The following is a 25124-nucleotide window of genomic DNA, read 5'->3' on the forward strand; positions in this document are numbered from 1 at the left end:
GAATAATGAATGATGAATCGGGCTGGTATTCCAGAGATACAGGGCAATGAACTAATCATCCTATACCCTCTATCATTCATGCCGCGAATTTACGGCAAAACTGTACGAATCAACCTACCATATCTAAAGTACCAGTTGCCCTTTTCGGGTGTCCTGCTGTTTATAGCCTGCTGCCAGACGAAGGTAGAACGTACGCGTCCGATGAATCCGGTAGCCAATAACGCTTGCGCGGGCTGGGAGTAACCCAACGCCCGGGCCAAAATGACGGCTTATTGTTTACGGTTTATGAGGAGAGGTTCCGCGGATCAGGCTAACTTTGCCACGACAAACCATCAAGGACAAACTTGCTTTTCGCTCGCTCATTCGGTACGCGCCGGGCTTCGTCCGGGCCCTCGCTCTATACCTTCTCGTTCTGGTTACTCTGCGTCAGTAACTTTCTGTTCTCCGCCAGCTTTCAGATGATGATTCCGGAGTTGCCCGCCTACCTGACCCGGCTGGGCGGTAAGGAATACATCGGTCTCATCATCGCCCTTTTTACACTCACAGCGGGTGTTTCCCGGCCATTCAGCGGAAAAATCACCGATACCGTCGGCCGGGTACCGGTTATGGCGTTTGGTTCTATCGTCTGTTTCGTTTGCGGGTTCCTGTATCCTTACCTGCTCACGGTTGGCGGATTCCTGACCCTTCGGCTTATTCATGGCTTTTCGACGGGCACAAAGCCTACGGCCACATCGGCCTACGTAGCCGACGTTGTGCCTGCCACCCGCCGGGGCGAGGCCATGGGCACGCTGGGGTTGTTCACGGCCATGGGCATGTCGCTGGGTCCGGCCATCGGGAGTTGGCTGGCGCATGCGTTTTCCATGAATGTCATGTTCTGGACATCCTCCGCATTTGCCCTGCTTTCCATCCTTATTCTGCTCCAAATGCCCGAAACGCTGGCCACAACACAGTCCTTTCGGTTTGGGCTTCTTCGCCTGAAGAAAGAAGAAATTTTCGATAAGCAGGCTCTGCCACCGTTCATTGTGCTGTTGCTGCAGTCGTTCTCGTCGGGAGTTATTCTCACGGTTATTTCGGAGGTGAGCACACCACTGGGTATTACGAACAATGGCTTATTTTTTACCGTATACACCATCGCGTCACTGGTTATTCGGCTGGTGTTCAGTCGAACATCCGACCGGTATGGCCGTGTTCCTGTGCTGTTCATCTCAACGATCGTGCTGGCCTTGTCGATGGGAATGCTGATCCTGACCGATTCGACCACCTGGTTCTGGACATCGGCGGTGTTTTACGGTATGTCGTGGGGAATGAACTCGCCAACCGTAACCGCCTGGACGGCTGACCTGAGCGATGAGAAAACGAGAGGTCGTGCCATGGCGACTATGTACATTGCTCTCGAGGCAGGTATCGGCCTGGGGGCATTAGCGTCGGGCTGGCTGCATAACCACATTATCGGGAAACCGGGCGTCGACACATCGTTTGCCGTCGCTGGTTTTCTGGCCCTGGCCGCCGTTGTGTACCTGGCTTGGTTTTGGCGTAAGGGGCGGCAGGCAAGCCGGCATCGCCCGAACGATACCGATGAAATAGCGTTACTGGATGGCGAAGCCTGATATGAACGAACTGGAACCGAAAATCCGCCCGCTGGTTGACGCGCTCAATAAAACCGGCTTGGTACAAACGTTTTCGAGTTGCGAAGGACACTATAGGCCCGACGAGCAGACACTTGTTGACCGGAATCATGCCGAAGTTCGGTTTGTGCCGGCCGATGGCATTACGGTTGGTCAAGTTGAGAAATGGCTGGCGACCGTTCTGACCCGTTTCAGGGCCCGGCACGGGTTGATCCCCATAAACCTGGTGGCGTACAAACTCTACACACCCATTGGTGAAGAAACTGTTGACGAAACGTTTGTCCTTGCCCTGAAGCCCTTCAACCGGTTCGACCCGCCAGACCGAAAGCGTGCCGATACCGACCGGGCAATTACCCAGGTTAGTCAACTTCTGGCCTCGTAGGAGACGCTATTGGCTGGTAGACATTTCTAAACAGACGTAGTTATCTCAAATGCAGTTAGGCGTTATCGGTAATAGTTCTGTACATTTTCAAACAATGCGTTTACCGCTCAGTCATTACGTAGTGGAACAGTCGATCAACCAAGAAAAGAGTACGTTAACCGCCACTCAGATTGCCATTATGGCTATATCGGCGGGCGTATGCGTCGCCAATATTTATTACAACCAACCTATCTTGCCTCATTTGGCCCGCTCATTTCACGCCAGCGAAAATGAGGTTGGGCGGGTAGCCGTGCTGGCACAGGCGGGTTATGGCCTCGGCCTTTTTTTTCTGACTCCCCTTGGCGATAAGGTAAACCGAAAACGGTTGATGCTGCTGTTGCAGGTGCTCCTGGTTATCGCGCTGCTTTGCATGACGTTTGCCAACAGTTTATTGCTGGTGAGCAGCATGAGCTTTCTCATTGGTTTATCCGCCGTTTCCGTTCAGATTATCGTACCGATGGCGGCCAGCCTGGCGCGTGAAAATCGGGGGCGAATTGTCGGAATTATTTTCACCGGGATTCTCGTGGGTGTGCTGTTTGCCCGGGTATTCAGCGGCTTTGTGGCCGAATGGCTTGGCTGGCGGTATGTATACGGTATTTCGGCAGCCATGGTAACCGTCGTGGCCGTTGCGCTCCAGGCTTCACTACCCAACGTAGCCTCCGAATTTACGGGTACGTACGGTCAGCTACTAGCCTCAACGGTGCACCAGATTCGACGCTTCGCCTTACTGCGCCAAACCGCCCTTCTGGGTGCGCTGGTCTTCGGGACGTTCTGTTCGTTTTGGACTACGCTGACGTTTCACCTGAGTGGTCCGCCTTTCCGGTATCAGACAGGAACTATTGGTTTATTCGGCCTACTGGCCATTGGGGCGGCCCTGATGGCTCCCTACTTCGGTAAACTTGCCGATAAGGGCAATGCCAACCAGGTGCGGCTGGTGACGGTGTCACTCATCATCTTAAGTGTATTGCTTGTTAAGGTGTTTCCGTTTTCAGCGACTGCCTTTGTTCTGACCGTTTTGCTGCTTGATTTGGGCGCGCAGTCGACGCAGGTAACAAATACCGCGCTTATCTACAGCCTGGACAGTACCGCGCATAGTCGCATCAATACGGTTTACATGACAACCTATTTTTTGGGTGGGGCCATTGGTACGTTCGTGGGCATTCAGTGCTGGGCGTGGGGCGGCTGGTCGATGGTGACCTGGCAATTGCTTATCTGGAGTTGTCTGGCGCTGCTGGTTTTATGGGGGAGCGCCAATAAATCGGTTCGTGAAACGGCCTGATATCGAGATTACAACGGTTGCTGACTTATTGTGAAACTCCGATAACTACCGAGATTTATTGCCCTGTCTACTTCATTCAGCCTACCCATCGGTTGAGCCAATAACGGGGAAAACGTAGGCTTTTTCCCCAGGTATCCGCCTGTAGAACCGCTCGGATGAGCACTGCCAATCCTGACAATACCTGAAAAGCTACCCGCTGATTTGTATCGTAAGGAAAGAGTAAGTAGGTTGTAGAAACCTACGCACTACACACGCTTAATCTAATGCACACACTTTTACCTTTTCTGCTCGCCATGGTAGCGGCCATCGTGTTGCTGAACATGTGGGCTAATAAACTGAAAATAGCCTATCCGATCCTACTCGTTCTTGCCGGTCTGTTTGTTAGTTTCATTCCGGTACTGCCAAGGGTTCGAATTGATCCCGATCTTATTTTCTTCATTTTTCTGCCGCCACTCTTGTTCGAAGCTTCCTGGTCAATCTCATTTAAAGAGATGAAAAAATGGTGGCGCATCATTGGTAGTTTTGCCTTTCTGGTCGTGTTTTTTACCGCTCTATCGGTGGCGGTAGCGGCTAACCATTTCATTCCGGGCTTCACGATTGCGCTGGGTTTCTTACTGGGCGGCATCATATCGCCACCCGATGCGGTGAGTACCGGAGCCATTACCAAATTTGTAAAAATTCCTAAAAACACGTCGGCTATTCTGGAAGGCGAAAGCCTGCTCAATGATGCGTCATCGTTGATCATTTTTCGATTCGCGCTGATCGCTGTTGGCACCGGTCAGTTCATCTGGCAGCAGGCGATTCTAAGTTTTTTCTGGATGGTCATTGGCGGTGCTGGCATTGGTTTGCTCCTGGCCTGGGTTTTCGTTCGAGTCCATAAACGACTTCCGCTCGATGTTCCATCCAATATAGCCCTGACGCTGATCGAACCTTATTTTTTGTATTGGGTAGCGGAGCAGATTCATTGCTCGGGCGTGCTGGCGGTCGTAAGCGGTGGCTTGTTTATGTCGGCCAGGCGACTTATTTTTTTTAACAGTGCCAGCCGTATTCAGAGCTTCAGTGTATGGGAAAGTTTCGTGTTTATATTGAACGGTGTTGTCTTTCTGATCATTGGTCTGGAACTACCCGAAATTGTCGAAGGGCTAAACGCGAAAGGCATTCCCTTACGTACCGCCATTGGTTCTGGTGTACTGGTAACCGGCATATTGATTGCGGCTAGAATCATTAGTTCTTACGCGGCCTTACTGGCTACGTATATCTTTCGCCCCAGCGTGATGCCTCATACCGGAAATACCAGAAGGCGCTGGCTGATGCCTCTGCTTCTGGGCTGGACAGGCATGCGCGGTGTCGTATCGCTGGCCGCTGCTTTAGCTATCCCCATCAAATTAGCCGATGGCACCGATTTTCCGCAACGAAACCTCATTCTGTTCATCACGTTTGTGGTCATTCTGCTTACGCTACTGGTGCAGGGACTCACGCTTCCGTATCTGATCACCCGGTCGAAATTGTTTGACGCCATCCTGGAAGCGGAATCGGAAGAAGTGACCAGACAAAAAATGAAACGAGGCTTGAAACAGCATGTCTACGAGTTTCTGAAAAGCAAACATGAAAATGAGCTGAATGGCAATGCTGCTATCGAGAAACTGCTTCAGCAGTGGGAACAGCGGGCAAAGGCCACCGATGATAGCTGGATGACGGCCAAGACAAAGACCATTTTTGTGGAATTGCTCGAAAGTCAACGGCAGTATCTTTCCGAACTCAACAAAGACCCGACGGTTGATGAAGGAATTATTCGTCAGCAATTATATCAAATCGATCTGGAAGAAGAACGGTTGAAGATCATTTAATCTGGGAAAAAGTTGCGTTACTAAGCTGGTCACAAAATAGCCCCGCTGGTCGGGGCTATTTTGTAATTAGCACGGTTGACATCACAGAATAAACTGGCTCAGGTCCCGATTTTTTACCAGGCCATTCAGTTTGTCGTTGACAAGCTCTTTCGTGATGACCACGTGAGCATTGGCCCCGATTACGTCGGGAATGTCGAACATAAAGTCGTTCATCAGGTGACTGAGTACCGTTTGTAGCCGACGTGCTCCAATGTTCTCTACATCGCTGTTGACCTCGAAGGCGATTCGGGCCAATTCGCGCAGGGCATCATCCTGAAAGGTAAGGTCCACATTTTCGGCCTGAAGCATCGCTTCGTACTGCTTGGTCAGCGCATTTTTAGGTTCCTTCAGAATCTGGTAAAAGTCATCTTCCGACAGGCTTTGCAACTCGACCCGAATGGGGAAACGGCCCTGTAATTCAGGAATCAGATCGCTGGGTTTAGCCACGTGGAAGGCTCCGGCTGCAATAAACAGAATGTGGTCGGTATGAATAACGCCGTACTTGGTGTTCACCGCGCTACCCTCGACAATGGGAAGCAAATCCCGCTGAACACCCTCACGGCTGACATCGGGGCCGCCACCGCCATTGCCTGAACGGGCAGAGGCCACCTTGTCGATTTCGTCGATGAAGATGATTCCCGCGTCTTCGGCTTTGCGGATGGCTTCCTCTTTTACTTCATCCATATCGATCAGCTTGGCCGCTTCTTCTTCAAGCAGGATTTTGCGGGCTTCGGCGATGGTCACCTTCCGTTTTTTGCCCCGCTTCGGCATCATTCCGCCAATCATTTCCTGAATATTCATCATCGAAAGATCATCGACAGCGCCACCCATGATGCCAATGTTGGGCGTTTGGTTTTGCTGCACATCAATTTCGATTTTCCGGTCGTCCATTTCGCCGGAGCGGATTTTTTCGCGAAACCGTTCGCGGGTGCGTTCGTTCAATTCGGCATCTGAATCGCCTTGCATTCGCTCTTTCTTTTCATTATCGAAGCCCATTTGGCCGCTGGCGGACTTAACAGGCGGAATCAGAATATCCAGAATCGCGTCTTCAACCAACTGGTGGGCTTGTGCTTTTACGGCTTCTTTCTTAGCCGCCCGCACCATATTGACCGATTGTTCGACCAGGTCGCGCACCATGCTTTCCACATCACGACCGACATACCCAACTTCGGTAAACTTGGAGGCTTCTACCTTGATAAAGGGGGCGTCGGCAATTTTGGCCAGCCGCCGGGCAATTTCTGTTTTACCCACGCCGGTGGCCCCGATCATCAGAATATTATTGGGCGTGATCTCACGCTGCATGTCGGCGGTGCTATTCATTCGGCGCCAGCGATTGCGAAGCGCGATGGCCACATTGCGCTTGGCGTCGTGCTGGCCAATGATGTACTGATCTAACTCGGCAACAATTTGCCGTGGGGTAAGGTCTTTGAGTGATTGGGTCATTGAAAAAACGGAGCGAGTTGGTCGCTCCTTACTTTAGAAACAAAGGAAATAGGAAAATGTGCCAAAGGATAGTGCTTTTAGCCATAGCAATCGTGAATAAATGAAATAGAAACTGAGTTCGTCATAAAAAATAGGCTATTTTTACTTGGCTAACGAAACAATTATTTATGAACTGGCGAGCGTATATTCATACTGATCCGGCTATTTTAGGGGGGAAGCCTATTATTAAGGGCACACGACTTTCGGTCGAGTTATTACTGGAACGCCTGGCGAACGGTTGGACTGAGCAAATGATTTTTGATAGTTATCCTAATCTGCCAACGGAAGCTTTACAAGCTGTTTATGGGTTTATGCTCGATACCATAAAGGATGACGTATTCCAGATACAGCCATCTGTTCGACAGGCTTCATGACTTCGGTAAGCTATGCATGGTTGGCGGACGAAAATGTACCCATACCCGCCTTTCGGGTGTTAGTTAAGGCTGGTTGGGACATAAAACATATTGGGATTGAGAACGGTGGCCTGCCTGATACGGCTGTTATGCAAATAGCTATTGACGAGAATCGACTTTTAATAACGTTTGATAGTGATCATGGAACGTTGGTTTTTAAAGACGGTTATCGTCCATTAGGCATAATCTATTTTCGTCTTAGCGACTACTTGCCTGACTATCCCGGTCATTTATTAGTTCGAATGCTGGCAGATAACTGGCAGTTTTACAAATATATTACCGTTGTAGAGGATGCCGTGATTCGGAAAAGAGCGATACCTGTTTAGCTCTGATTCGTTACTTCATTAACCGGTCCAGATCAATTCGTATCGACAATTGGCTGGTGCCTGCCGTGGGTACCGACGTAAACCGACCATAGGTAAGTTGAAACGCTTTGGCCTGCACCGATGCACCGAACGATATACCGGCACCACCCCCGCCCGTTGTCAGGGTGCCTTCAGCCCGTTTCTGGTGGTTATAGCCCACCAGCAGATGCACATTTTTGCTGACAAGTAGTTCCACTCCCAGGCTTAGGTGACGGGCTAGTTTCTCCGTTACGCTGGTGGTCTTCGAGATTGGATTGCCACTCAGGTCGTACTGTACATTAAGCGTAGGGTCATCGTAACTGATATCGAATCGTTGCAGGTGGTGAGCCGTCACCGTCAGGCGGATGGGCGCGTGCTGGGGTTTCAGGGTCACCCCCGCCTGTAGATCAAAGGGCAGGCTGGCGTCTGTCGGTCCATAATTTTTAATCAGGTATCCAACGTTCTTTGCGACTAGCCCGAAGGTTACATTGTCATTCGGGTGTCGCCAGACCCCGCCCAGATCGGCCAGAATCCCGAAGGCTGAATACGTCTCGATGGCTGAGCCAACGGCTTTGATGGTAGCGCCGAGCGTGAAATTGCCTTCTGTACGGGAGTGGGTCAGGCTAAGCGCATAGTCGTTCGCTGAAAATGTACCCAGATTATTGCCGGCCGGGTCTGTAAAGTTAAACTGACCGTAACTTAAATACTGCAGCCCAATGGCCCAGCCAGCGTGTCGATCCGGGTCTTTGGACCGGACCGGCAGTCCGTACTGAAGGGTATAGTATTTGGCGGCTGCCAGATAAGGCATCAGGCTGATGGATAGCAGGTTTGGGCTGACCGAATCAGCCAGGGCGGGGTTATTCAGGTGATAGGCCCCATCGGGACCGATGGCCGTAGCCACCTGGCCCCCCAGAGCGGCAACACGAGCGTGCGTTGGAAGATCGAGAAAGGAAAAGACGCGTTGACCACCGAGCGGTTGGGCAACCGTAAGAACCGACCCGGTCAACACAAAAAGTAACGTAACGTAAAAGGTTTTCAAACGTAAGTCAGTCGCAGTTTTTACAAAGAAAGCCAATTTTTAGCCTGTCCAGCGTATTCATTTGCATATTACGGGGAATGTATCCCCGAGCGGAGCGGATACAGACCAAAATGGTCCTGAATAAAAGTAAGCGACAAAACCGGTTTCAACCGTTGGAATCCGTAAGAAAAATTAACTTTGTCTACACGCGTTTACCTACAATCAATTGCATGTCTACTACAGCCCTTCAAGAGTCCAGTCAGGCCAACACCCCCAAACTGTCCAAAGCGGATATTCTGTCTCAGAAAAATGCCGAAGCTGAGCTCGGCGGTGGCCAGAAACGCATTGACGCTCAGCATAAAAAGGGGAAATTGACCGCCCGCGAACGGATTGCTCTGCTGGTGGATGAGGGCTCATTTGAAGAAATTGGCAAGTTTGTCATGCACCGCACCCGCGATTTCGGGCTCGACAAAGAGCATTATCTGGGCGATGGTGTCGTGACGGGTTACGGTACCGTCAATGGCCGGTTGGTCTATGTCTTCGCGCAGGATTTTACCGTCTTCGGGGGGGCTTTGTCCGAAACCCATGCGGAGAAGATTTGTAAACTGATGGACCTGGCGTTACAAAACGGGGCTCCTCTGGTAGGACTCAATGATTCGGGGGGAGCCCGTATTCAGGAAGGGGTGCTGTCATTGGCGGGGTACGCCGATATTTTTTACCGCAACACGCGGGCGTCGGGGGTTATTCCCCAGCTATCGGCTGTCATGGGCCCCTGCGCTGGTGGCGCGGTGTATAGCCCGGCCATCACCGATTTTATTTTTATGGTCGAGAACACCAGCTACATGTTCGTGACCGGCCCCAACGTGGTGAAAACCGTTACGCACGAGAGTGTTACGGCCGAAGAGCTGGGCGGGGCCAGTACGCACAGCACCAAATCGGGCGTAACGCATTTCTCCTGCGAAAACGAACTTACCTGCATTCAAAACATCAAGCAGGTGTTGAGTTACATTCCGCAGAACTGCGAAGATGAGCCGCCCAGGCTTGCCTATGAACCCGCCGACGAATCGAGGCCGGGACTCAATACGATTATTCCGGCCAACCCCAATCAGCCGTACGACATGCGGGAAGTGATTGAGGAACTGGTGGATGAAGGCAGCTTTCTGGAGGTTCATCGGAATTTCGCGGAGAACATCGTTGTGGGTTTTGCCCGACTTGGTGGCCGGAGCATTGGGGTGGTGGGTAATCAGCCCGCGGTGTTGGCGGGAGTGCTCGATATTCATGCCAGTACCAAAGCGGCCCGGTTTGTTCGTTTCTGCGACTGCTTCAATGTGCCTTTGTTGGTGCTTGAAGATGTACCCGGTTTTCTGCCCGGCACCGATCAGGAATGGAACGGCATTATCACCAACGGGGCCAAACTACTGTATGCTTTCTGCGAGGCCACCGTGCCCCGCGTAACGGTCATTACCCGTAAGGCCTATGGGGGCGCGTACGACGTAATGAACTCCAAGCACATCGGAGCCGATATGAACTACGCGTGGCCGTCGGCCGAGATTGCCGTAATGGGGGCCAGCGGAGCCGCCGAGATTATCTTCAAGCGCGAAATTGCCGAAGCTGACGACCCACAGGCCAAGTTGCAGGAGAAAGTACTAGATTATACCGAAAAGTTTGCCAACCCGTACCGGGCCGCCAACCGGGGGTATATCGACGAGGTCATTATGCCCGATCAGACGCGCCAGAAACTCATTCGGGCGTTTACCATGCTGGAAAACAAAGTGGCAACGTTGCCAAAGAAAAAACACGGCAACATTCCGTTATAGTGCGGTGTGAGTTCCGTGAAGTCGGTTGTAAGAATCTGCCTTCACTTAAGTCTGTTTCAATAGCAGATAGACAAGCTTCGTAAAGTTTCGTTTATCTCGTTTTATAATTCACAACAAGCTTGACCAAATGGCCAACCAAATTCCCAAAAAATCAGGTAGTTTACTTAAAACCGTGGTTATTGGTTTATTGATTATCTTCGGTATTGCCCTTCTCGTTGGAACGCTTACCGTCCTGTTTCCTTAAAACGTTTGGGCAGGATCAGCCGGATAAACAGCTATTCTATTTTATCCGGTCGATCCTGCCCCAAAAAGTTACCCATTAACCGCGTCCAGAATAATGGCGCAGGCTTCCCGGATTTGAGCCTCTGTGATAATCAACGGGGGGGCAATCCGCATCGAATTGTTGCAGAACAGGAACCAGTCCGTAATGACGCCTTTTTCGATGGCCCGGTCGATAACGGGCTTCAGGACATCGAATGAGTCGAATTCAACGGCCAGCATCAGTCCTTTACCGCGCACCTCCCGGATAGTCGGATGTATCAACAACTGTTTGATCAATTGCCCTTTCGCTTCGGCCTGCTCGTGGAGCTTTTCAGTCTGAATAACCTGCAACGTAGCCAGTGAGGCCGCGCATGAAACCGGGTGCCCCCCAAACGTAGTAATGTGGCCCAGAATTGGGTTGTTCCGAAATACGCTCATGATCTCCGTTGAGCTAATAAAGGCACCGATGGGCATACCGCCCCCCATGCCTTTAGCGCAGAGCAGGATATCCGGGATTGTGTCAAAAGCTTCGAACGCCCAGAAGGTCCCTGTCCGGCCAAAGCCCGTCTGAATCTCATCAAAAATCAGCAGCGCACCTACCTCCGTACACCGCTGGCGGACAGCCTGTAGGTAAGCCGCGTCAGGAACCCGTACGCCCGCTTCACCACAAACGACTTCCATCACTACGGCGGCCGTTCGGTGCGTAATCTGCGACAGGTCGGCCCAGTTGCCGTGCTGAATGTGCCGAATATCGGGCAGGAGCGGACGGTAGTTTCGTTTAAAGTTCTCGTCGCCAGAGAGCGATAGGGCACCCTGAGTGGACCCATGATAGGCATTCAAACAGCTGATGACCTCGCTGCGGCCCGTGTAGCGTTTGGCCAGTTTCATGGCCCCCTCCACGGCTTCGGTACCTGAGTTCGTGAAGTAAACCGTATTCAGGCTTTCCGGTAAGGTTGCCGCCAGGGCCTGGGCAAGCTCCGTCTGGGGCGTTTGAACGTATTCGCCGTAAACCATCAGGTGGAGGTACTTGTCCAACTGGTTGTGAATAGCCGCCAGAACATGGGGGTGCCGATGCCCGACATTGCTCACGCCAATGCCCGAAATCAGGTCCATGTAGGCGTTCTGACCACCCATTCCGTACAGATAAATGCCTTCGGCCCGCTCAATTTCCAACCCTAGCGGGAAATCGGAGGTCTGGGCTATATGCTGGAAAAATAATTGCCGGTTTGTCACCGTATGCATATTAGAATTATCAATATTGCTTCTCTAAAAGTCAACACCCTCGACCATGAAAACAGTTCTGCTTGCCTTCTTACTTAGCCCAACTATTTTGTTGGCTCAACTGATCAAAATTACCCCGCAGGATACCGAACGCAAGCAGTCATACCTGATGATGCGCGATGGCACCATGCTGCGAGGGCGTATCGTTCGGCAGGATAGTTCGATTATTACGGTACGAAAGAGCAATGGCGATATGTCCTACGTAGAAGCCGATCAGGTCATCTCTATTGCCGCCAATCGCCCGGCCGAACGGGGGGCACCAACTCCGTCGGGCGAACTACTGTATACCGTATTTGTCCTGAAAGACAGCACCCAACTTAAGGGAAAATTCGTTCGGCGGGACAGTACCATGATAACGGTTCGGAAGAGCAACGGGCAGTTGACCTACTTTGAACCTGAACTGCTCGTTCGGGTCGATTCAGTGCAAGCCCCAACCGAACAATCGTCGCCACCAATGACAGTAGGACGTTCGTTCCCGAACCGGTTTTCGCCCTGGCTGTTGACCGGCCAAACGGCCTACACGGCCGAGAAGGGGCGTTTATACTACCGAAACACGTTTCTGTTGCTGAATGAACTGCAATATGGCATTTCGCGCAACCTGAGCGTTGGTGTCAATGTAAATCCATTTTTCGGCTCGATCAATCCTGAAAACGGTGCGCGGGAAACCATACTGGGCGCTACGATCCGAATCAACAGCAAGCTCACCTTTCCCATTGGCGAGCAGTTTCGGGTCGGTGTCAACGCGATCTATCAACCAAGCCAGAAAGGGTATCTATTCAGACTAAACCAGCAATTAACGTTTCAGGGACTTATGTCCTTTGGAAGCAGCCAGCGAAATGCCACCCTCGGTTATGGTATGCGGTTTTATCCCGGTAACACGCTGAACAGCAAGGTGACGTATGTACTGGCGGGTGTCATGCACAGCATTTCACGCAACCTGACCTTCCTTAGTGACAACACCTTTTACCTGAATCCTTATCTGGGCGCTAACAGCGCTGAGTTGTCTGTTGCGCTTCGTCTGAATCGTAGTCGGCATGCGTTCGATGTTGGCGCATTAGGTATTGTGCAGGCACCGTACTTTATCTACACAACTGGTTATAACTACTACCAACCCCGTTCCCGCACGTACGTGTACCCCTATATTGCGTATAACCTGATCATTGGGCATAGCTAATCAAGTAAGGGTAGGGGCGAAGCATTCGGAATAGATGGAGAAAAAGGGGCGGAAGCCCTTTTTTCAGTTGGCCACCCATTGCCATTAATACCCTAGGGCTGGATGTGGTCTTAACCTAATCTGTGTGTGGTTCGTCTTGGCAGTTGGATACAACTGAGGGAAACTAACCTGGTCCCCATTTTTTGAGCCATTTTGGGGTAAGTGTGAAAAATAATTTCGCTCGAAAGCCTGGAGCCAAGGCTTATGCCAGATGTATACGGCATAGTAACTAAGTAGTAAAAAGTACACAGTAGAGCTTGATTATAGCTTACTAATAGACTTAGAGATAGAAATAGTATTCACATAGGTATAACGAATGCCTATACGTTTTGAAAAGCATTCAGCTGTGTCGTTGGGATACACAATGTCAAATGGTAGAAAAATAATATGCATTCATCAAATTGTGAAAAAAAATATAAATGCCATAGTAAATATGTGTATTGATATTTTTTACAACATAATATGTTGTTGTTTATGATAACCGTGTAATTTTGTGGCCAGTATTAAAAAATGGTTAAAACCTTTCTACTTGGTCACACTTCATGAAAAAAACTTTATCAGTCATCTGGCTATTAACTGTCTTGTTCAGTTTGCCAGTGCTAGCGCAGGACTTCTTGGTGACGGGCAATGTTACGTCATCGGAAGATAAATCCGGCTTGCCGGGCGTGAGTGTTCAGCTTAAGGGAACTACACGCGGCACAACAACCGACGCCGAGGGTAACTACAAAATAAGCGTTCCCGCCAATGGCCGTCTGGTCTTCAGCTATATTGGCTTTGCTTCGCAGGAAATTGCCATCGGCAACAAGTCGACTATTACCGTCAGCTTGGTGCCCGACGCGGCTAATCTGGATGAAGTCATCGTTACCACGTTTGGGACGGCCAAGCGGGCGTCGTTCACTGGTTCGGCGGGTACGCTGTCGCCTACGCAGATTCAGAATCGCCCGGTAAATAACCTTGCTCAGGCGCTTTCTGGAGCGGTGTCAGGCGTTCAGACAACGGCGGGTACCGGACAACCGGGGGCCGCTCCGAGTATTCGAATTCGCGGGTTTGGATCGTACTCATCGGGAAATGAACCGCTTTATGTCGTGGATGGCATACCCTACTCCGGCAATATCTCCAACATCAGCCCGAATGATATTGAAAGCATCTCAGTCCTGAAAGATGCGGCCTCAACAGCCTTGTATGGTTCCCGGGCTGCCAATGGGGTTGTTGTTGTCACAACGAAGAAAGGTCAGAAAGACCGGAGTTCAATCAACGTACGTTACACAAAAGGTCTGAGCACCCGCGGCTTGCCAGAATACGATCGCGTAGGTGTAGGCGAGTATTATCCGCTGATGTGGGAAATGTACCGGAACAACGTAGCGTACCGGGCTACGAACCCTGTAGCCCTGGCTACGGCAAACGCCGATGCCACCAACCGGCTGGTTAGTCTGGTCGGCTACAACGTATATAACGTACCGGACAATCAACTGGTCGATAATAACGGGCAGATGAACCCAAATGCCACGCTCCTGTATTCGCCCGACGATCTGAATTGGGAAAAACCATTGATGCGGCAGGGAAATCGCGATGAATTAAATGTGAGCTTCGCAGGGGGACAAAACAAGTCAGATTATTTCCTGTCGCTCTCCTACCTGAATGACAAAGGTTATCTGATCCGTTCAGATTTTAGCCGTTTTACAGGCCGTCTCAACGTGAACTCCCAAATGAAACCATGGTTACGGGTGGGTGGGAACCTATCGACAACTATGTCAAAATCGAATCAGGCCGATGCTGGTGGTACGGCAGGCGGGACATCCTTTGTTAACCCGTTTTTCTTTTCCCGTAATATTGGCCCAATCTACCCTGTGTATGCCTATGATCCGAACAATCCTGGCCAGTTTCTTACCTTAGCGAATGGGAACAGACGGTGGGATTACGGTAATCTTACGGCTTTAGGCTTGCCCGCCCGTCCGCAGTATGGTGGCCGCCATGCCATTGCGGAAACGATTCTGAATCAAAACAACTTTCGGCGGAACGTATTGAGTGCCCGGGGTTACGCAGAAATCTCTTTTCTGAAGGATTTTAAGTTTACAGCGAACATCGGCACCGATATCACGAACATCAACACATATACATTCTGGAATCCTGAAATCGGTGATGGAGCCCCGGCAGGCCGCGCAACGCACGAATTTCAAAATATCAACAGTTACAACCTTAACCAACTGCTAACGTATAACAAGTCATTCGGGAAGCACAACGTTGATGTCTTGTTAGGCCACGAAAACTTCCAGGTTGGCGATAATAATCTGGAAGGAGCCCGTACGCAGCAAATTGTAGAGGGCAACTATGAACTGGTCAATTTCACCACGACAACCAACCTGGCCTCGGTGGCCTTCATGCGTCGGGTAGAAGGCTATTTTTCACGGATCAATTACGATTATGATCAGAAATATTTTCTTTCGGCTTCCGCCCGGCGCGATGGTTCCAGTAAGTTCTATCAGAACTCCCGCTGGGGGACTTTCTTCTCGGTCAGTGGAGCCTGGCGTTTAGATCAGGAAGAGTTCCTGCGCTCTATTCCCAGCATTAATGCGTTGAAATTAAGATCATCCTATGGCCAAACGGGTAACGACGGTGGTGGTAATACAGGCCAAGATGCTCAGGACAACACGATTAGTTATTATGCCTGGCAACCACTCTACGGCTTAGGGTCGTGGAATAATGCTTCAGAAGCGGGAATTTTGCAAACAAGTCTGGGGAACCCAAACCTGGCCTGGGAATCGAATAATGCGTTCGACCTGGCCCTGGAGTTCAGTCTGTTTAAGGGTCGGGTATCGGGTACGGTTGAGTATTTCGATCGTCGATCATCGAACCTGATTTTTGCCGTGCCATTGCCTTTATCATCAGGTATTCAGACGGTAACGCGCAACATTGGCACAATGTATAACCGGGGTATGGAAGTCGAATTGGGAATCGAACCTGTGCGAACGAAAGACTTTACCTGGCGTCTTGATCTGAATGCTACTCGTATTAAGAATAAAATCACCAAAATGCCGGAAGAGAACCCCGAAATTATTGACGGAACCAAGAAGCTGGCCGTAGGGCGATCAATCTACGATTACTGGCTACGGGAATACGCCGGTGTAAATCCAACTAACGGTGAAGCTCAGTACCGGGCGGCTAATTACGTAGCGTCAAACTCGCGTATTACAGAATCCGGTGATACACTGACCAACAGTGTTAACAATGCGCGTTATCGGTATAACGGATCATCGATTCCGGCTCTTTCCGGTGGCTTTACCAATACGTTACGGTACAAGGGCATTTCGCTCTCTGCGCTGTTTGTTTATCAACTAGGGGGTAAAATATACGATGCCGCCTATGCTTCCCTAATGAGCGCAGGGGGGTATGGTAGCGCCAAGCATGTAGACATCCTGAACCGGTGGAGAAATCCTGGCGATATCACGAATGTTCCCCGGATGGATGCGGGCCGTACCTCCGATTTCGACGCCCAGTCAGACCGCTGGCTTACCGACGCCAGTTTCTTAAATCTACGTTCGATTACACTTTCTTACGCATTACCAAATGTGCTGGCCCGCAAATTACTGCTGGAAAATGCACAGGTATACGTAAGTGGTGAAAACCTGCTCTTTCTTTCTCGCCGGACTGGTATGAACGTTCAGCAGCAATTTACCGGGGTGACCGGTAACTCGTACAGCCCGGCCAGAAGCCTGGTACTTGGTGTTTCCTTTACGCTTTAAGCTTCAGACAACAATGAAAAAAAGATATCTGACGATGGTAATGGCCCTGGGCCTATTGGCTACGTCTTGCGATAAACAATATTTAGAACTCTCGCCCACGGGTAGCATTGATGCCGGCGCTGCCTATTCGACAACGAAGAACGCTGCTGCGGCCATTAACGGAATCTATCGGGCCATGGTCGTACGCTATTTGAGTTCGCAGGGGCACTTCGGCCATCCGGCCATGATGATCATAGTCGATGTGTTGGGTGAGGACGTCGTGATCAGTAATACATCGAATAACTGGCATCTTGCTGAAACGCGCTGGCAGGCGCACCGTTCCGAAACCTCTACCGGAGACGAGTTACCGTATCAACTCTACTACCGGCTTATTGGTAATGCAAACCTGGCTGTTGCCAATATCGATAAAGCGGCTGGTACGCAGACAGAAAAGAATCAGATAAAGGGCGAAGCTTTAGGCATACGCGCTTTCTCGTATTTCAACTTGGTGCAACTCTTTGGCAAGCGGTACGATGCCGCAGCTAAACCAAACGCTCAACTCGGTGTACCGCTGGTGCTGACCCCTACAACGGAGGGGCTGCCACGGGCGACTGTAGAAGAGGTTTATGCACAGATCAACAAGGACCTGACGGAAGCTTCATCCTTGTTGACCACCACGCGCAGCTATAAATCACACATCAACCTTAACGTGATCAAAGGGTTGCAGGCTCGCGTTGCGTTAGTCCAGCAAAACTGGGCAGATGCCGCAAAATATGCCGCTGAAGCACGTAGTGGTTACTCGCTGATGTCGGTTGCGCAGTATCAGGAAGGGTTTTCGGACATCAACAATCCCGAATGGATGTGGGGCTTTGACCACGTTGAAGATCAGTCGGAGACGTTTGGGGCCTTCCATTCGTATATATCCTCAAACTACAACTCTACCAATATTCGGGTGTCACCCAAAACGATCAACAGTGCTTTGTACGACCAGATTCCAGCAACGGACGTACGCTCGAAGATGTGGGTAAAGGCGCCAACGTCAACCAATTCAATTGTTCCGACGGGTGGTGTGCGTGTGCCATATTTAACCCAGAAGTTTCGGCTACCAGGGGCTACGCCTTCAACCAGCACGATGGGCGACGTTCCTTATATGCGCGCTGCGGAGATGTACCTGATCGAAGCGGAGGCACAGGCACGGCTGGGTAACGCAGCCGCTGCGTCTACCGTATTGTTCGACCTGGTCAGCAAGCGTGACCCGTCGTATGTGAAGTCGACCAAAACCGGTACGCAACTGATCGATGAGATTCTGTTCAACCGGCGTATCGAGCTATGGGGCGAAGGGTTCCGGTTCACGGACCTGAAACGCATGAACATGGCCCTTAACCGGAATGGGGCAACGAATATCAGCTCGGCTGTCGTGGTTCTCTTCGACGTAGCGCCCGGCGACAACCAGTGGGAGTTTTTAATCCCACGACGGGAAATTAACGCCAATAAAGCAATCGTTCAGAATCCGCTGTAAGCGTCTATTTATTTAGCGTTAACGCGCCTGACTGTATAAACAGTCAGGCGCGTTGCATTTTGTGTGATCCTTGTCGACTCAATCCCTATTCTACAACTGACCGCACAAATTGGCTAACCATAGCGGTACGAGGAACACAGAGAGTCTGTTTGAAATGGGCGAATTTGTTTGTTAATTGGTGAGCGTCGATCAGTCTACCTGGATAAGTTGCTCAATGAAACACCTACATCTTCTCTTGTTTCTGCTGGTGTCCAGTCTGGTTACCGCTCAGGATGACTATTACCAGCCCAAAAAACAGCCCGTACCGGCAAAGTCCAGGTATACGATTCTATTGAAAGACGGTACCCAACTGCAGGGTGAACTGGTGCGGCAGGATAGTGTAGAGGCTGTTATCCGCACCAGGAACCTGGGTGAGGTTCGGCTACGCGCTGATCAGATCGTTAGCATCGAGCAACAGGGCGCTCAGGTCGATGGAGCTAGCTATCCAAACCAGTTTTCGCAGACCATGCGGTTAACCCCAACGGCTTTCTCGGCTGAAAAAGGGAGGCTTTATTACCGAAATCACCTACTGTATTTCAGTCAGTTCGAATACGGCATTACGGATAACTGGAGCGTCGGAACTACGTTCTTTACCTTTGTTCCAAGCGCAATATTCAGCCTGTCAACGAAAGTTTCTTTCCCCATCGGTGATCGGGTGCGTTTGGGAATTAGTGGCCAATACATTGGGATTCAATCCGATGGGTTCCTGTTTGGCGGGGGGCGGGGATCAATACAGGGAGCCGGGTATCTGCAGGGGATCGTGACGACCGGCGACCGGCAAAACAATACGACATTCGGCCTGGGTTGGGGAGTATCCAACGGCGAACTGTCCCGAACTGTCGTTGGTTCATTCGGGTTGGTTCGGAAAGTTAGCCCCAAGCTTTCGTTCATTACGGAGAACTTCGCGTTGCTAGGACGGGGAACCGTCGATTTTGGGGGTATGTTGTCGGCGGGCATCCGTTTCGATCGTCGTCGCCATGCGTTTGACCTGGCCGCTTATGTTCCGTTCTTTGTTGGCCCTGGTGTTTCCAGTCTGGTTACCTTTATACCCTACGCAAGCTACCATCTGAAAATTGGCAAATAAATTGATCGGGTGAGAATAGCGGCTGCAATACACCGATTTCCGCTATTTTCGCCGTTATTATCCGATAAGCCATTCCTGTATGCCCGAAAATCCTGCTGATCTACCCCCTTTTGTTCGTTCATGGGCTCAACTCTATGCCATTGTAATTGGTAGCCTGGTCGCCGAAATCTTGTTTTTTTATGGGTTAATGCGCTGGTTGTCATGAGTATTCTTGACTGGGGCGTATTGGCTCTTTCGCTGATCGGCATCATCGCCTATGGCTTATGGCGCAGCCGGGGCAGCCGGAGTATGGACGATTACCTGCTGGCCGGACAATCGCTGCCCTGGTATCATGTCGGGCTTTCGGTTATGGCTACGCAAGCCAGCGCCGTCACATTTTTATCGGCACCAGGGCAGGGGTTTAGCGATGGAATGCGATTTGTGCAGTTCTATTTTGGCTTGCCCCTGGCTATGGTCGTATTGTCGGTTACGTTCGTTCCGATTTTCCACAAGCTACGAATCTACACGGCTTATGAATTTCTGGAAACCCGTTTCGATGCCCGTGTCCGGACCCTTACGGCCGGCTTGTTTCTGTTACAACGTGGGTTATCGACGGGTCTGTCGATCTATGCACCGGCCATTATTTTGTCGACGATTCTGGGCTGGAACATCTACTGGACAAACTTGCTGATGGGTGGTATTGTCCTCGTATATACCGTAACGGGTGGCACCAAAGCCATCTCCTACACGCACCTTCAGCAGATGGCCATAGTCACATTTGCCATGGGACTGGCGGGCTATCTGACCGTTAAAATGCTGCCGGAAAGCGTTGGTTTTGTGGATGCCCTGCACGTAGCGGGGGAGGCCGGACGCATGAACCTCATCGACCTGAAGTTTGACCCAAACAGTCGATACAACCTCTGGTCGGGTCTGATCGGTGGTTTTTTTCTTCAACTTTCCTACTTCGGCACCGATCAGTCGCAGGTGGGACGTTACCTCACCGGGCAGTCGATCGGGCAAAGTCGGTTGGGGTTACTGATGAACGGGCTTCTGAAAGTACCCATGCAGTTTCTGATTCTGCTGGTGGGTGTACTGGTATTTGTCTTTTATCAATACAACCCATCGCCTACCTTTTTCAACAAACAGGAAACCGACCGGCTAAAGCAAAGTAAGTATGCATCGGCTTACCAACTGGCCGAGATCAAACATCAAAACCTGACCGCTCAACGGCAACGGGCAGTGCTGGATATGCAGGTAGCCCTAAAGGCGGATAACGAAGCCGCGCAGGATGCGGCTGGTACGGTATTGCGCCAGACAGACGAAGCCCTGAAAGTGGTCAAAACGGACGTTACCAAGCTTATCCAGCAGAACAACCCATCGGCCGATGTCAATGACGTCAACTACGTTTTTCTGCGATTTGTCCTCGATTACCTGCCGCACGGCCTGATCGGTTTGCTGATTGCCGTCATCTTCAGCGCGTCGATGGGCAGCATAGCCTCCGCTTATAATTCGCTGGCCTCGACAACGGTTGTTGATATCTACAAACGCTTGATTAAAGGCGATTCCGACGATGCGCATTACCTGGCTGTTTCGCGCTGGTCTACCGTGGGATGGGGAATATTTTGCATTGTCGTTGCTCAGTTTGCCAACCGGTTAGGCAGTATGATCGAGGCAGTCAATATCCTTGGATCGTTGTTTTACGGTGTCATCCTCGGGGTGTTTGTCGTCGCGTTTTATGCCAAATCCATCGGTGGCCGTGCCACGTTCTGGGCGTCGATACTGGCCGAAATACTTGTAGTCGTGAGCTGGTACCTGGATCTGACCGCTTTTTTATGGCTCAACGCAATCGGGTGTCTGCTGGTGGTAGGCATTGCGTGGGTCCTGCAGCGAATGATGCCCAACCATCAGTGATTCCGGTTGAGACGCACCGATGCCAGCCGACCTACCTACGTTTACCAGACCATTGAGTAACTGAAGCAGCCCGGTTCGAACACTCGAATCGGGCTGCTTCACTAAGGGACAGTACGGTAACTTACGACTTTTTCTTGCCTTTGCCGCTTTTCATCCCAGGCATGGCCGGGATTTTAGCGGTGTACTCGGTGATGCTTTTCTCAATACCTTCCTTGAAGAACGGGAACGCCGAATCATTGGACGACTGGCCCATAGACAGTGCTTTCTGCGCCAGAGGGACCGCTTCGGTGTATTTGCCCATCTTGCCCAGAATCTGTGATTTTATGTATAGATTACGGTAGGTTTCTTTTAGCGCAATCGACTTGTCGATCCAGGTCAATGCCTGCTCCAGGTTACGTCCTTTCGACAGATTGTAGCTCGCTGCCGCCTGCAATACAGCCGCATCTTCGGGCTTTTCAGCTACGGCCTTGTCGACATTCGCGGCTGAATTGGCGTTTACATCAACGCGCAAATCAGCACTGGCTTTCGAGTTGGCCCACATGAAATTCATTTTGGCCGTGCTGTCGGTCAAGTCGCTGAAACCGATTGTGAAGGTTTCGATTTTCTCGTTATTCTCCTTCGGCGTCAGGTCTACCCGCAAGACGTCATCAGCCTGCTTGTACGACGCTTCAGTAACAGCTTTGTCTTTGTTGAAGATCAGGGTAAACGCGTCGGCGCCTGGAATCGACAGGATCGAATAGCTTCCGGCTGGGAGCGTCTTTCCGTTTACCATCAGGTCGGTTGTGGTCGTAAAAATCGTAGCGCCATTGGCACCCGTACGCCAGATTTTACCCGCTGGAACAAAAGAGCCCACGAAGGGATCGCGTCCTTTTAGGCTTGGACGTGAGTACGTTACGGTTAAGTCGGTGGTGCCCACGGTTTGCATAACCGATGCGCCCGGACTGGGTGATGGTAACTTAATTTGTGCGGTGGTTAATTGAGCAGCCAAACAAATAGCAACTGCTGTAAGCGAAAGTTTGCGCATAGTTGTCGATAGACTATTTAAAAATCTGGTCAATTTGTGACTTTTTTACGAAAAAAACCAACACATGCACCGTCAACCATTGATCTCATTGCTACAGGGGCACACCCCCGCCGACGCTGCGGAGCAGGCCATGACCCAGGCAACCATTGACTTTGTCAGGAGCCATCCCGATTGTTTTGAGCGTTCCTTGTCGATTGGCCACGTAACAGGTTCGGCCTGGATTGTTAGTCCCGATCGTGAGCAGGTATTACTCATTCATCATCGGAAGCTCGACCGGTGGCTACAACCCGGTGGGCATGCGGATGGTGATCCCGATGTGGCTGCGGTGGCCTTACGTGAGGCCCATGAAGAAACGGGTTTAACATCCCTACGGATTGTTGGTACGAGTATTTTTGACGTTGATGTACACGAAATTCCACTCCGCAAAGACGTGCCAGCCCACCTGCATTATGATATCCGATTTTTGCTCGAAGCGGACCCGTCTGAAGCGTTTGGTGATTCTGACGAAATAACGAATATTCAGTGGTTTTCTGTCGAAAACGTAAATGTTATGGCTAATTCTGAATCAATTTTAAGAATGGTAAGAAAAAATAGTAAAAACTAGAAATATAGTAGCTATTTTAATTGTTTTTTAATCTGATGAGGTAGTAGCTTTGTTGGACAACAAAACCATAGAAATAGCCATGAAATCGATCGTTTTTTTGCTTACTGGCATCAGCCTATTGGCGCTGTCGGGGCAAGCTTTTTCGCAGGACGACGGCGCGCGGAAGCCTTTAAACAATCCGATGTATTCGACGCATAACTACAAGCATCCCCATATGGCTGCGGCTGCCCGGCGGCAGGAAAGTAAAGCGGGTATTGTCGTGCAGCAACCTGGCTCAACCGATACCCGATTTGCCAATTATAAAAACCAGATGCCGAACCAGCAGCCGTCTGGTGGCATTCAGGTTGACCATACGCCATCGGCAAGTCTGGCCAACCGGAATTATAAGATCCAACGGGTGAGTGAGCCCAAACCCATTGTTCTGATGGATGAGTATTACGTCAAGAGACGCAGAACCGACAGTACGACAATTGGTAACTAGGCTGATGGAGCCAGATCGAACGGGTCAACGGTACGTACCGTTGACCCGTTTCTGTTTTAGTCCTCACGAATGCAAGATCTGTTTTGCCGCATCATTGATTTGTACCATACACGACTTGATCTGTCTTTTCAGCCCAGCTATCTACTGCGTACCTTTGTTTCACAAAAAAGAACCAGCTCTACACCCTGCGTTTTATCGTTATCAACCTTAAACCGTTGCAACCATGTCAGCCATTCATAGTCGTTTATACAGCATCATGAACAATAAATGCCCTCGTTGTCAAGAGGGTAACTTCTTTGTCTCGAACAGCGCATTTAGCCGTAATTTTGACAAAATGCACGATCACTGTCCGCATTGTGGCGAAAATTTTATGCCCGAACCTGGTTTTTACTGGGCTTCGATGTTTGTGAGTTATGCATTTTACACCATTTATACCTTGCTGACATTTTTCATTGTCGTCAAATGGCTAAACGTTGATTTGGACTACTACTTGATCGGGTTGGTACCAACGCTGATTCTGTTGACGCCTTACTTCTTTCGGCTCGCCCGCCGAACCTGGTTGTCCATCTTTATTGCTCCCAAACCCGTAGCGAGTTAGTTTGCTAGTACGGTCAGGCCAATGCCAGTTACCACATTGATCGTTTATGTGGTGACTGGCTTTTTTATTGGCTGATATCTATGAAAATGTGCTACTTTGTCTTGGGAGCTGTTACCACTTCGGTTATAAAGGTGTAAACAGGTTCATTGTATACATGCGTAAATAAAGCGGGGTTTCTGGCTGTGTAAAAGCTTTTACGGATTCTGCGTTGTAAAAAATTAACTAACATTATGCGGGTAAAGGTAGGGGTGGTCCAGGCGACTCCGGTGTTCTTCGACATGGTCAGGACAATTGACAAACTGGAAACTTTGGTGATTGACGGGGCCAGAAAAGGATGCCAGTTTATGCTTTTTCCGGAGTCATTCATTCCGGGTTATCCCCGGAAATTCACCTTTGGTGCATCCATCGGTTTACGGACAGATGCCGGACGCGAGCTTTATAAAACGTACTGGCAAAATAGTCTGCAACTTCCCAGCCCTGAACTGAGTCGGCTGGAGCAGATCGCCCGCGATAACGGCGTTTATCTGGCCATTGGCGTAACGGAGCGTGATAGCCTGAACGGTAGTCTGTATTGTTCCTTGATCTATCTATCCCCGACAGATGGCTATTTAGGTAAACACCAAAAGATCAAGCCGACGGGCGTTGAGCGCTTGGTGTGGGCCGAAGGAACAGGAAAGGATTCTCTGAAAACCTTTAACACGACCGTTGGCCGCATGGGTGGCCTGATCTGTTGGGAAAACTACATGCCGCTGGCCCGGATGCGAATTTACCAACAGGCTCCGCAACTTTATCTGGCCCCAACCGCCGATGCCCGCCCTAGCTGGTCCGCTACGCTCCAGCACATTGCCTGCGAGGGCCGTTGTTTTGTATTGGGTTGTAATCAGTATTTTACCCGAAACGATTACCCGGAAGATTATCAATCGTTGTTAACTGACGATGAGCGTATATTGAGTAGGGGCGGCAGTGCCATTGTTTCGCCACAGGGCGAATTTATCGCGGGCCCTTTGTGGGACGAGGAGGGAATACTGATGGCCGAGCTGGACCTGGACGAAGTAGTCAAGAGCAAGCTCGACTTCGATGTAATCGGCCATTACAGCCGCCCCGATCTGTTCGATGTTTAGTCTAG

The 25124-nt window shown here is 50.5% G+C and carries 21 protein-coding genes; 17 read left to right on the plus strand and 4 right to left on the minus strand.

What is annotated here, in order from left to right:
- Positions 1-78: 78 nt before the first annotated feature.
- The 5 genes from ACYU8Y_RS04095 to ACYU8Y_RS04115 all read left to right on the plus strand — a co-directional run bounded on the left by ACYU8Y_RS04095 (position 79) and on the right by ACYU8Y_RS04115 (position 5172).
- The gene (locus ACYU8Y_RS04095; RefSeq protein ID WP_460934477.1) at positions 79-243 is read left to right on the plus strand and encodes a hypothetical protein; all 165 of its coding nucleotides are present in this window, start codon (positions 79-81) and stop codon (positions 241-243) included.
- Positions 244-344: 101 nt separating this feature from the next.
- On the plus strand, positions 345-1607 hold the full coding sequence (locus ACYU8Y_RS04100; RefSeq protein WP_460934479.1) for an MFS transporter: 1263 nt from the start codon (positions 345-347) through the stop codon (positions 1605-1607).
- Between the two features lies 1 nt (position 1608).
- Positions 1609-2007, plus strand: a complete 399-nt coding sequence (locus ACYU8Y_RS04105) for a hypothetical protein (RefSeq protein WP_460934481.1) — start codon at positions 1609-1611, stop codon at positions 2005-2007.
- A 94-nt stretch (positions 2008-2101) separates the two neighbouring features.
- Positions 2102-3325 (plus strand): MFS transporter, encoded by a 1224-nt coding sequence (locus tag ACYU8Y_RS04110; protein ID WP_460934483.1) that lies wholly within the window; start codon positions 2102-2104, stop codon positions 3323-3325.
- A 263-nt stretch (positions 3326-3588) separates the two neighbouring features.
- Positions 3589-5172 (plus strand): Na+/H+ antiporter, encoded by a 1584-nt coding sequence (locus tag ACYU8Y_RS04115; RefSeq protein WP_460934486.1) that lies wholly within the window; start codon positions 3589-3591, stop codon positions 5170-5172.
- Positions 5173-5253: 81 nt separating this feature from the next.
- Here the strand turns inward: ACYU8Y_RS04115 and hslU are convergent, their stop codons facing one another.
- Entirely contained in the window at positions 5254-6654 is a 1401-nt protein-coding gene (hslU, locus tag ACYU8Y_RS04120) for an ATP-dependent protease ATPase subunit HslU (protein ID WP_460934488.1), read from the minus strand.
- A 167-nt stretch (positions 6655-6821) separates the two neighbouring features.
- On the opposite strand from hslU, the gene ACYU8Y_RS04125 reads away from it, so the two are divergent.
- Positions 6822-7067, plus strand: a complete 246-nt coding sequence (locus ACYU8Y_RS04125) for a DUF433 domain-containing protein (RefSeq protein ID WP_460934489.1) — start codon at positions 6822-6824, stop codon at positions 7065-7067.
- Positions 7064-7432: a DUF5615 family PIN-like protein gene (locus tag ACYU8Y_RS04130; protein ID WP_460934491.1), complete on the plus strand. Its 369-nt coding sequence runs from the start codon at positions 7064-7066 to the stop codon at positions 7430-7432. Before ACYU8Y_RS04125 ends, ACYU8Y_RS04130 begins: the two co-directional genes overlap by 4 nt.
- Positions 7433-7442: 10 nt before the next feature.
- Here the strand turns inward: ACYU8Y_RS04130 and porQ are convergent, their stop codons facing one another.
- Positions 7443-8489: a type IX secretion system protein PorQ gene (porQ, locus tag ACYU8Y_RS04135; RefSeq protein ID WP_460934493.1), complete on the minus strand. Its 1047-nt coding sequence runs from the start codon at positions 8487-8489 to the stop codon at positions 7443-7445.
- 209 nt (positions 8490-8698) lie between these two features.
- Between porQ and ACYU8Y_RS04140 the strand changes: the two genes are divergently transcribed.
- Positions 8699-10285 carry an acyl-CoA carboxylase subunit beta gene (locus tag ACYU8Y_RS04140; RefSeq protein ID WP_460934495.1) on the plus strand — a complete coding sequence of 529 codons (1587 nt, stop codon included), beginning with the start codon at positions 8699-8701 and terminating at the stop codon, positions 10283-10285.
- Positions 10286-10597: 312 nt separating this feature from the next.
- On the opposite strand, the gene ACYU8Y_RS04145 is transcribed toward ACYU8Y_RS04140, so the two are convergent.
- The gene (locus tag ACYU8Y_RS04145) at positions 10598-11788 is read right to left on the minus strand and encodes an aspartate aminotransferase family protein (protein ID WP_460934497.1); all 1191 of its coding nucleotides are present in this window, start codon (positions 11786-11788) and stop codon (positions 10598-10600) included.
- 46 nt (positions 11789-11834) lie between these two features.
- Here ACYU8Y_RS04145 and ACYU8Y_RS04150 point away from each other — a divergent pair, with 46 nt between their 5' ends.
- From ACYU8Y_RS04150 to ACYU8Y_RS04170, 5 genes are all read left to right on the plus strand, one after another.
- Positions 11835-13001, plus strand: coding sequence for a hypothetical protein (locus ACYU8Y_RS04150; RefSeq protein WP_460934499.1), 1167 nt, complete (start codon positions 11835-11837; stop codon positions 12999-13001).
- Positions 13002-13582: 581 nt separating this feature from the next.
- Entirely contained in the window at positions 13583-16780 is a 3198-nt protein-coding gene (locus ACYU8Y_RS04155) for a SusC/RagA family TonB-linked outer membrane protein (protein ID WP_460934501.1), read from the plus strand.
- 13 nt (positions 16781-16793) lie between these two features.
- Positions 16794-18278 (plus strand): RagB/SusD family nutrient uptake outer membrane protein, encoded by a 1485-nt coding sequence (locus ACYU8Y_RS04160; RefSeq protein WP_460934503.1) that lies wholly within the window; start codon positions 16794-16796, stop codon positions 18276-18278.
- A gap of 214 nt (positions 18279-18492) precedes the next feature.
- On the plus strand, positions 18493-19401 hold the full coding sequence (locus ACYU8Y_RS04165) for a hypothetical protein (RefSeq protein WP_460934505.1): 909 nt from the start codon (positions 18493-18495) through the stop codon (positions 19399-19401).
- A gap of 201 nt (positions 19402-19602) precedes the next feature.
- Complete coding sequence (locus ACYU8Y_RS04170) at positions 19603-21291, plus strand: sodium:solute symporter family protein (protein ID WP_460934507.1); 1689 nt, start codon at positions 19603-19605, stop codon at positions 21289-21291.
- Positions 21292-21412: 121 nt separating this feature from the next.
- Here ACYU8Y_RS04170 and ACYU8Y_RS04175 read toward each other — a convergent pair whose 3' ends face one another.
- Positions 21413-22315 (minus strand): DUF2911 domain-containing protein, encoded by a 903-nt coding sequence (locus tag ACYU8Y_RS04175; RefSeq protein ID WP_460934509.1) that lies wholly within the window; start codon positions 22313-22315, stop codon positions 21413-21415.
- A 64-nt stretch (positions 22316-22379) separates the two neighbouring features.
- Here ACYU8Y_RS04175 and ACYU8Y_RS04180 point away from each other — a divergent pair, with 64 nt between their 5' ends.
- The 4 genes from ACYU8Y_RS04180 (at position 22380) to ACYU8Y_RS04195 (ending at position 25119) form a co-directional block, all read left to right on the plus strand.
- Positions 22380-22919 (plus strand): NUDIX hydrolase, encoded by a 540-nt coding sequence (locus tag ACYU8Y_RS04180; protein WP_460934511.1) that lies wholly within the window; start codon positions 22380-22382, stop codon positions 22917-22919.
- A gap of 79 nt (positions 22920-22998) precedes the next feature.
- Complete coding sequence (locus ACYU8Y_RS04185) at positions 22999-23400, plus strand: hypothetical protein (protein ID WP_460934513.1); 402 nt, start codon at positions 22999-23001, stop codon at positions 23398-23400.
- Between the two features lie 223 nt (positions 23401-23623).
- A complete protein-coding gene (locus ACYU8Y_RS04190; protein WP_460934515.1) occupies positions 23624-23998 on the plus strand; it encodes a DUF983 domain-containing protein in 375 nt (124 codons plus the stop codon).
- A gap of 230 nt (positions 23999-24228) precedes the next feature.
- The gene (locus ACYU8Y_RS04195; protein WP_460934517.1) at positions 24229-25119 is read left to right on the plus strand and encodes a carbon-nitrogen hydrolase family protein; all 891 of its coding nucleotides are present in this window, start codon (positions 24229-24231) and stop codon (positions 25117-25119) included.
- The last annotated feature ends 5 nt before the right edge of the window (positions 25120-25124 follow it).

The organism is Spirosoma humi (genome assembly GCF_054776575.1).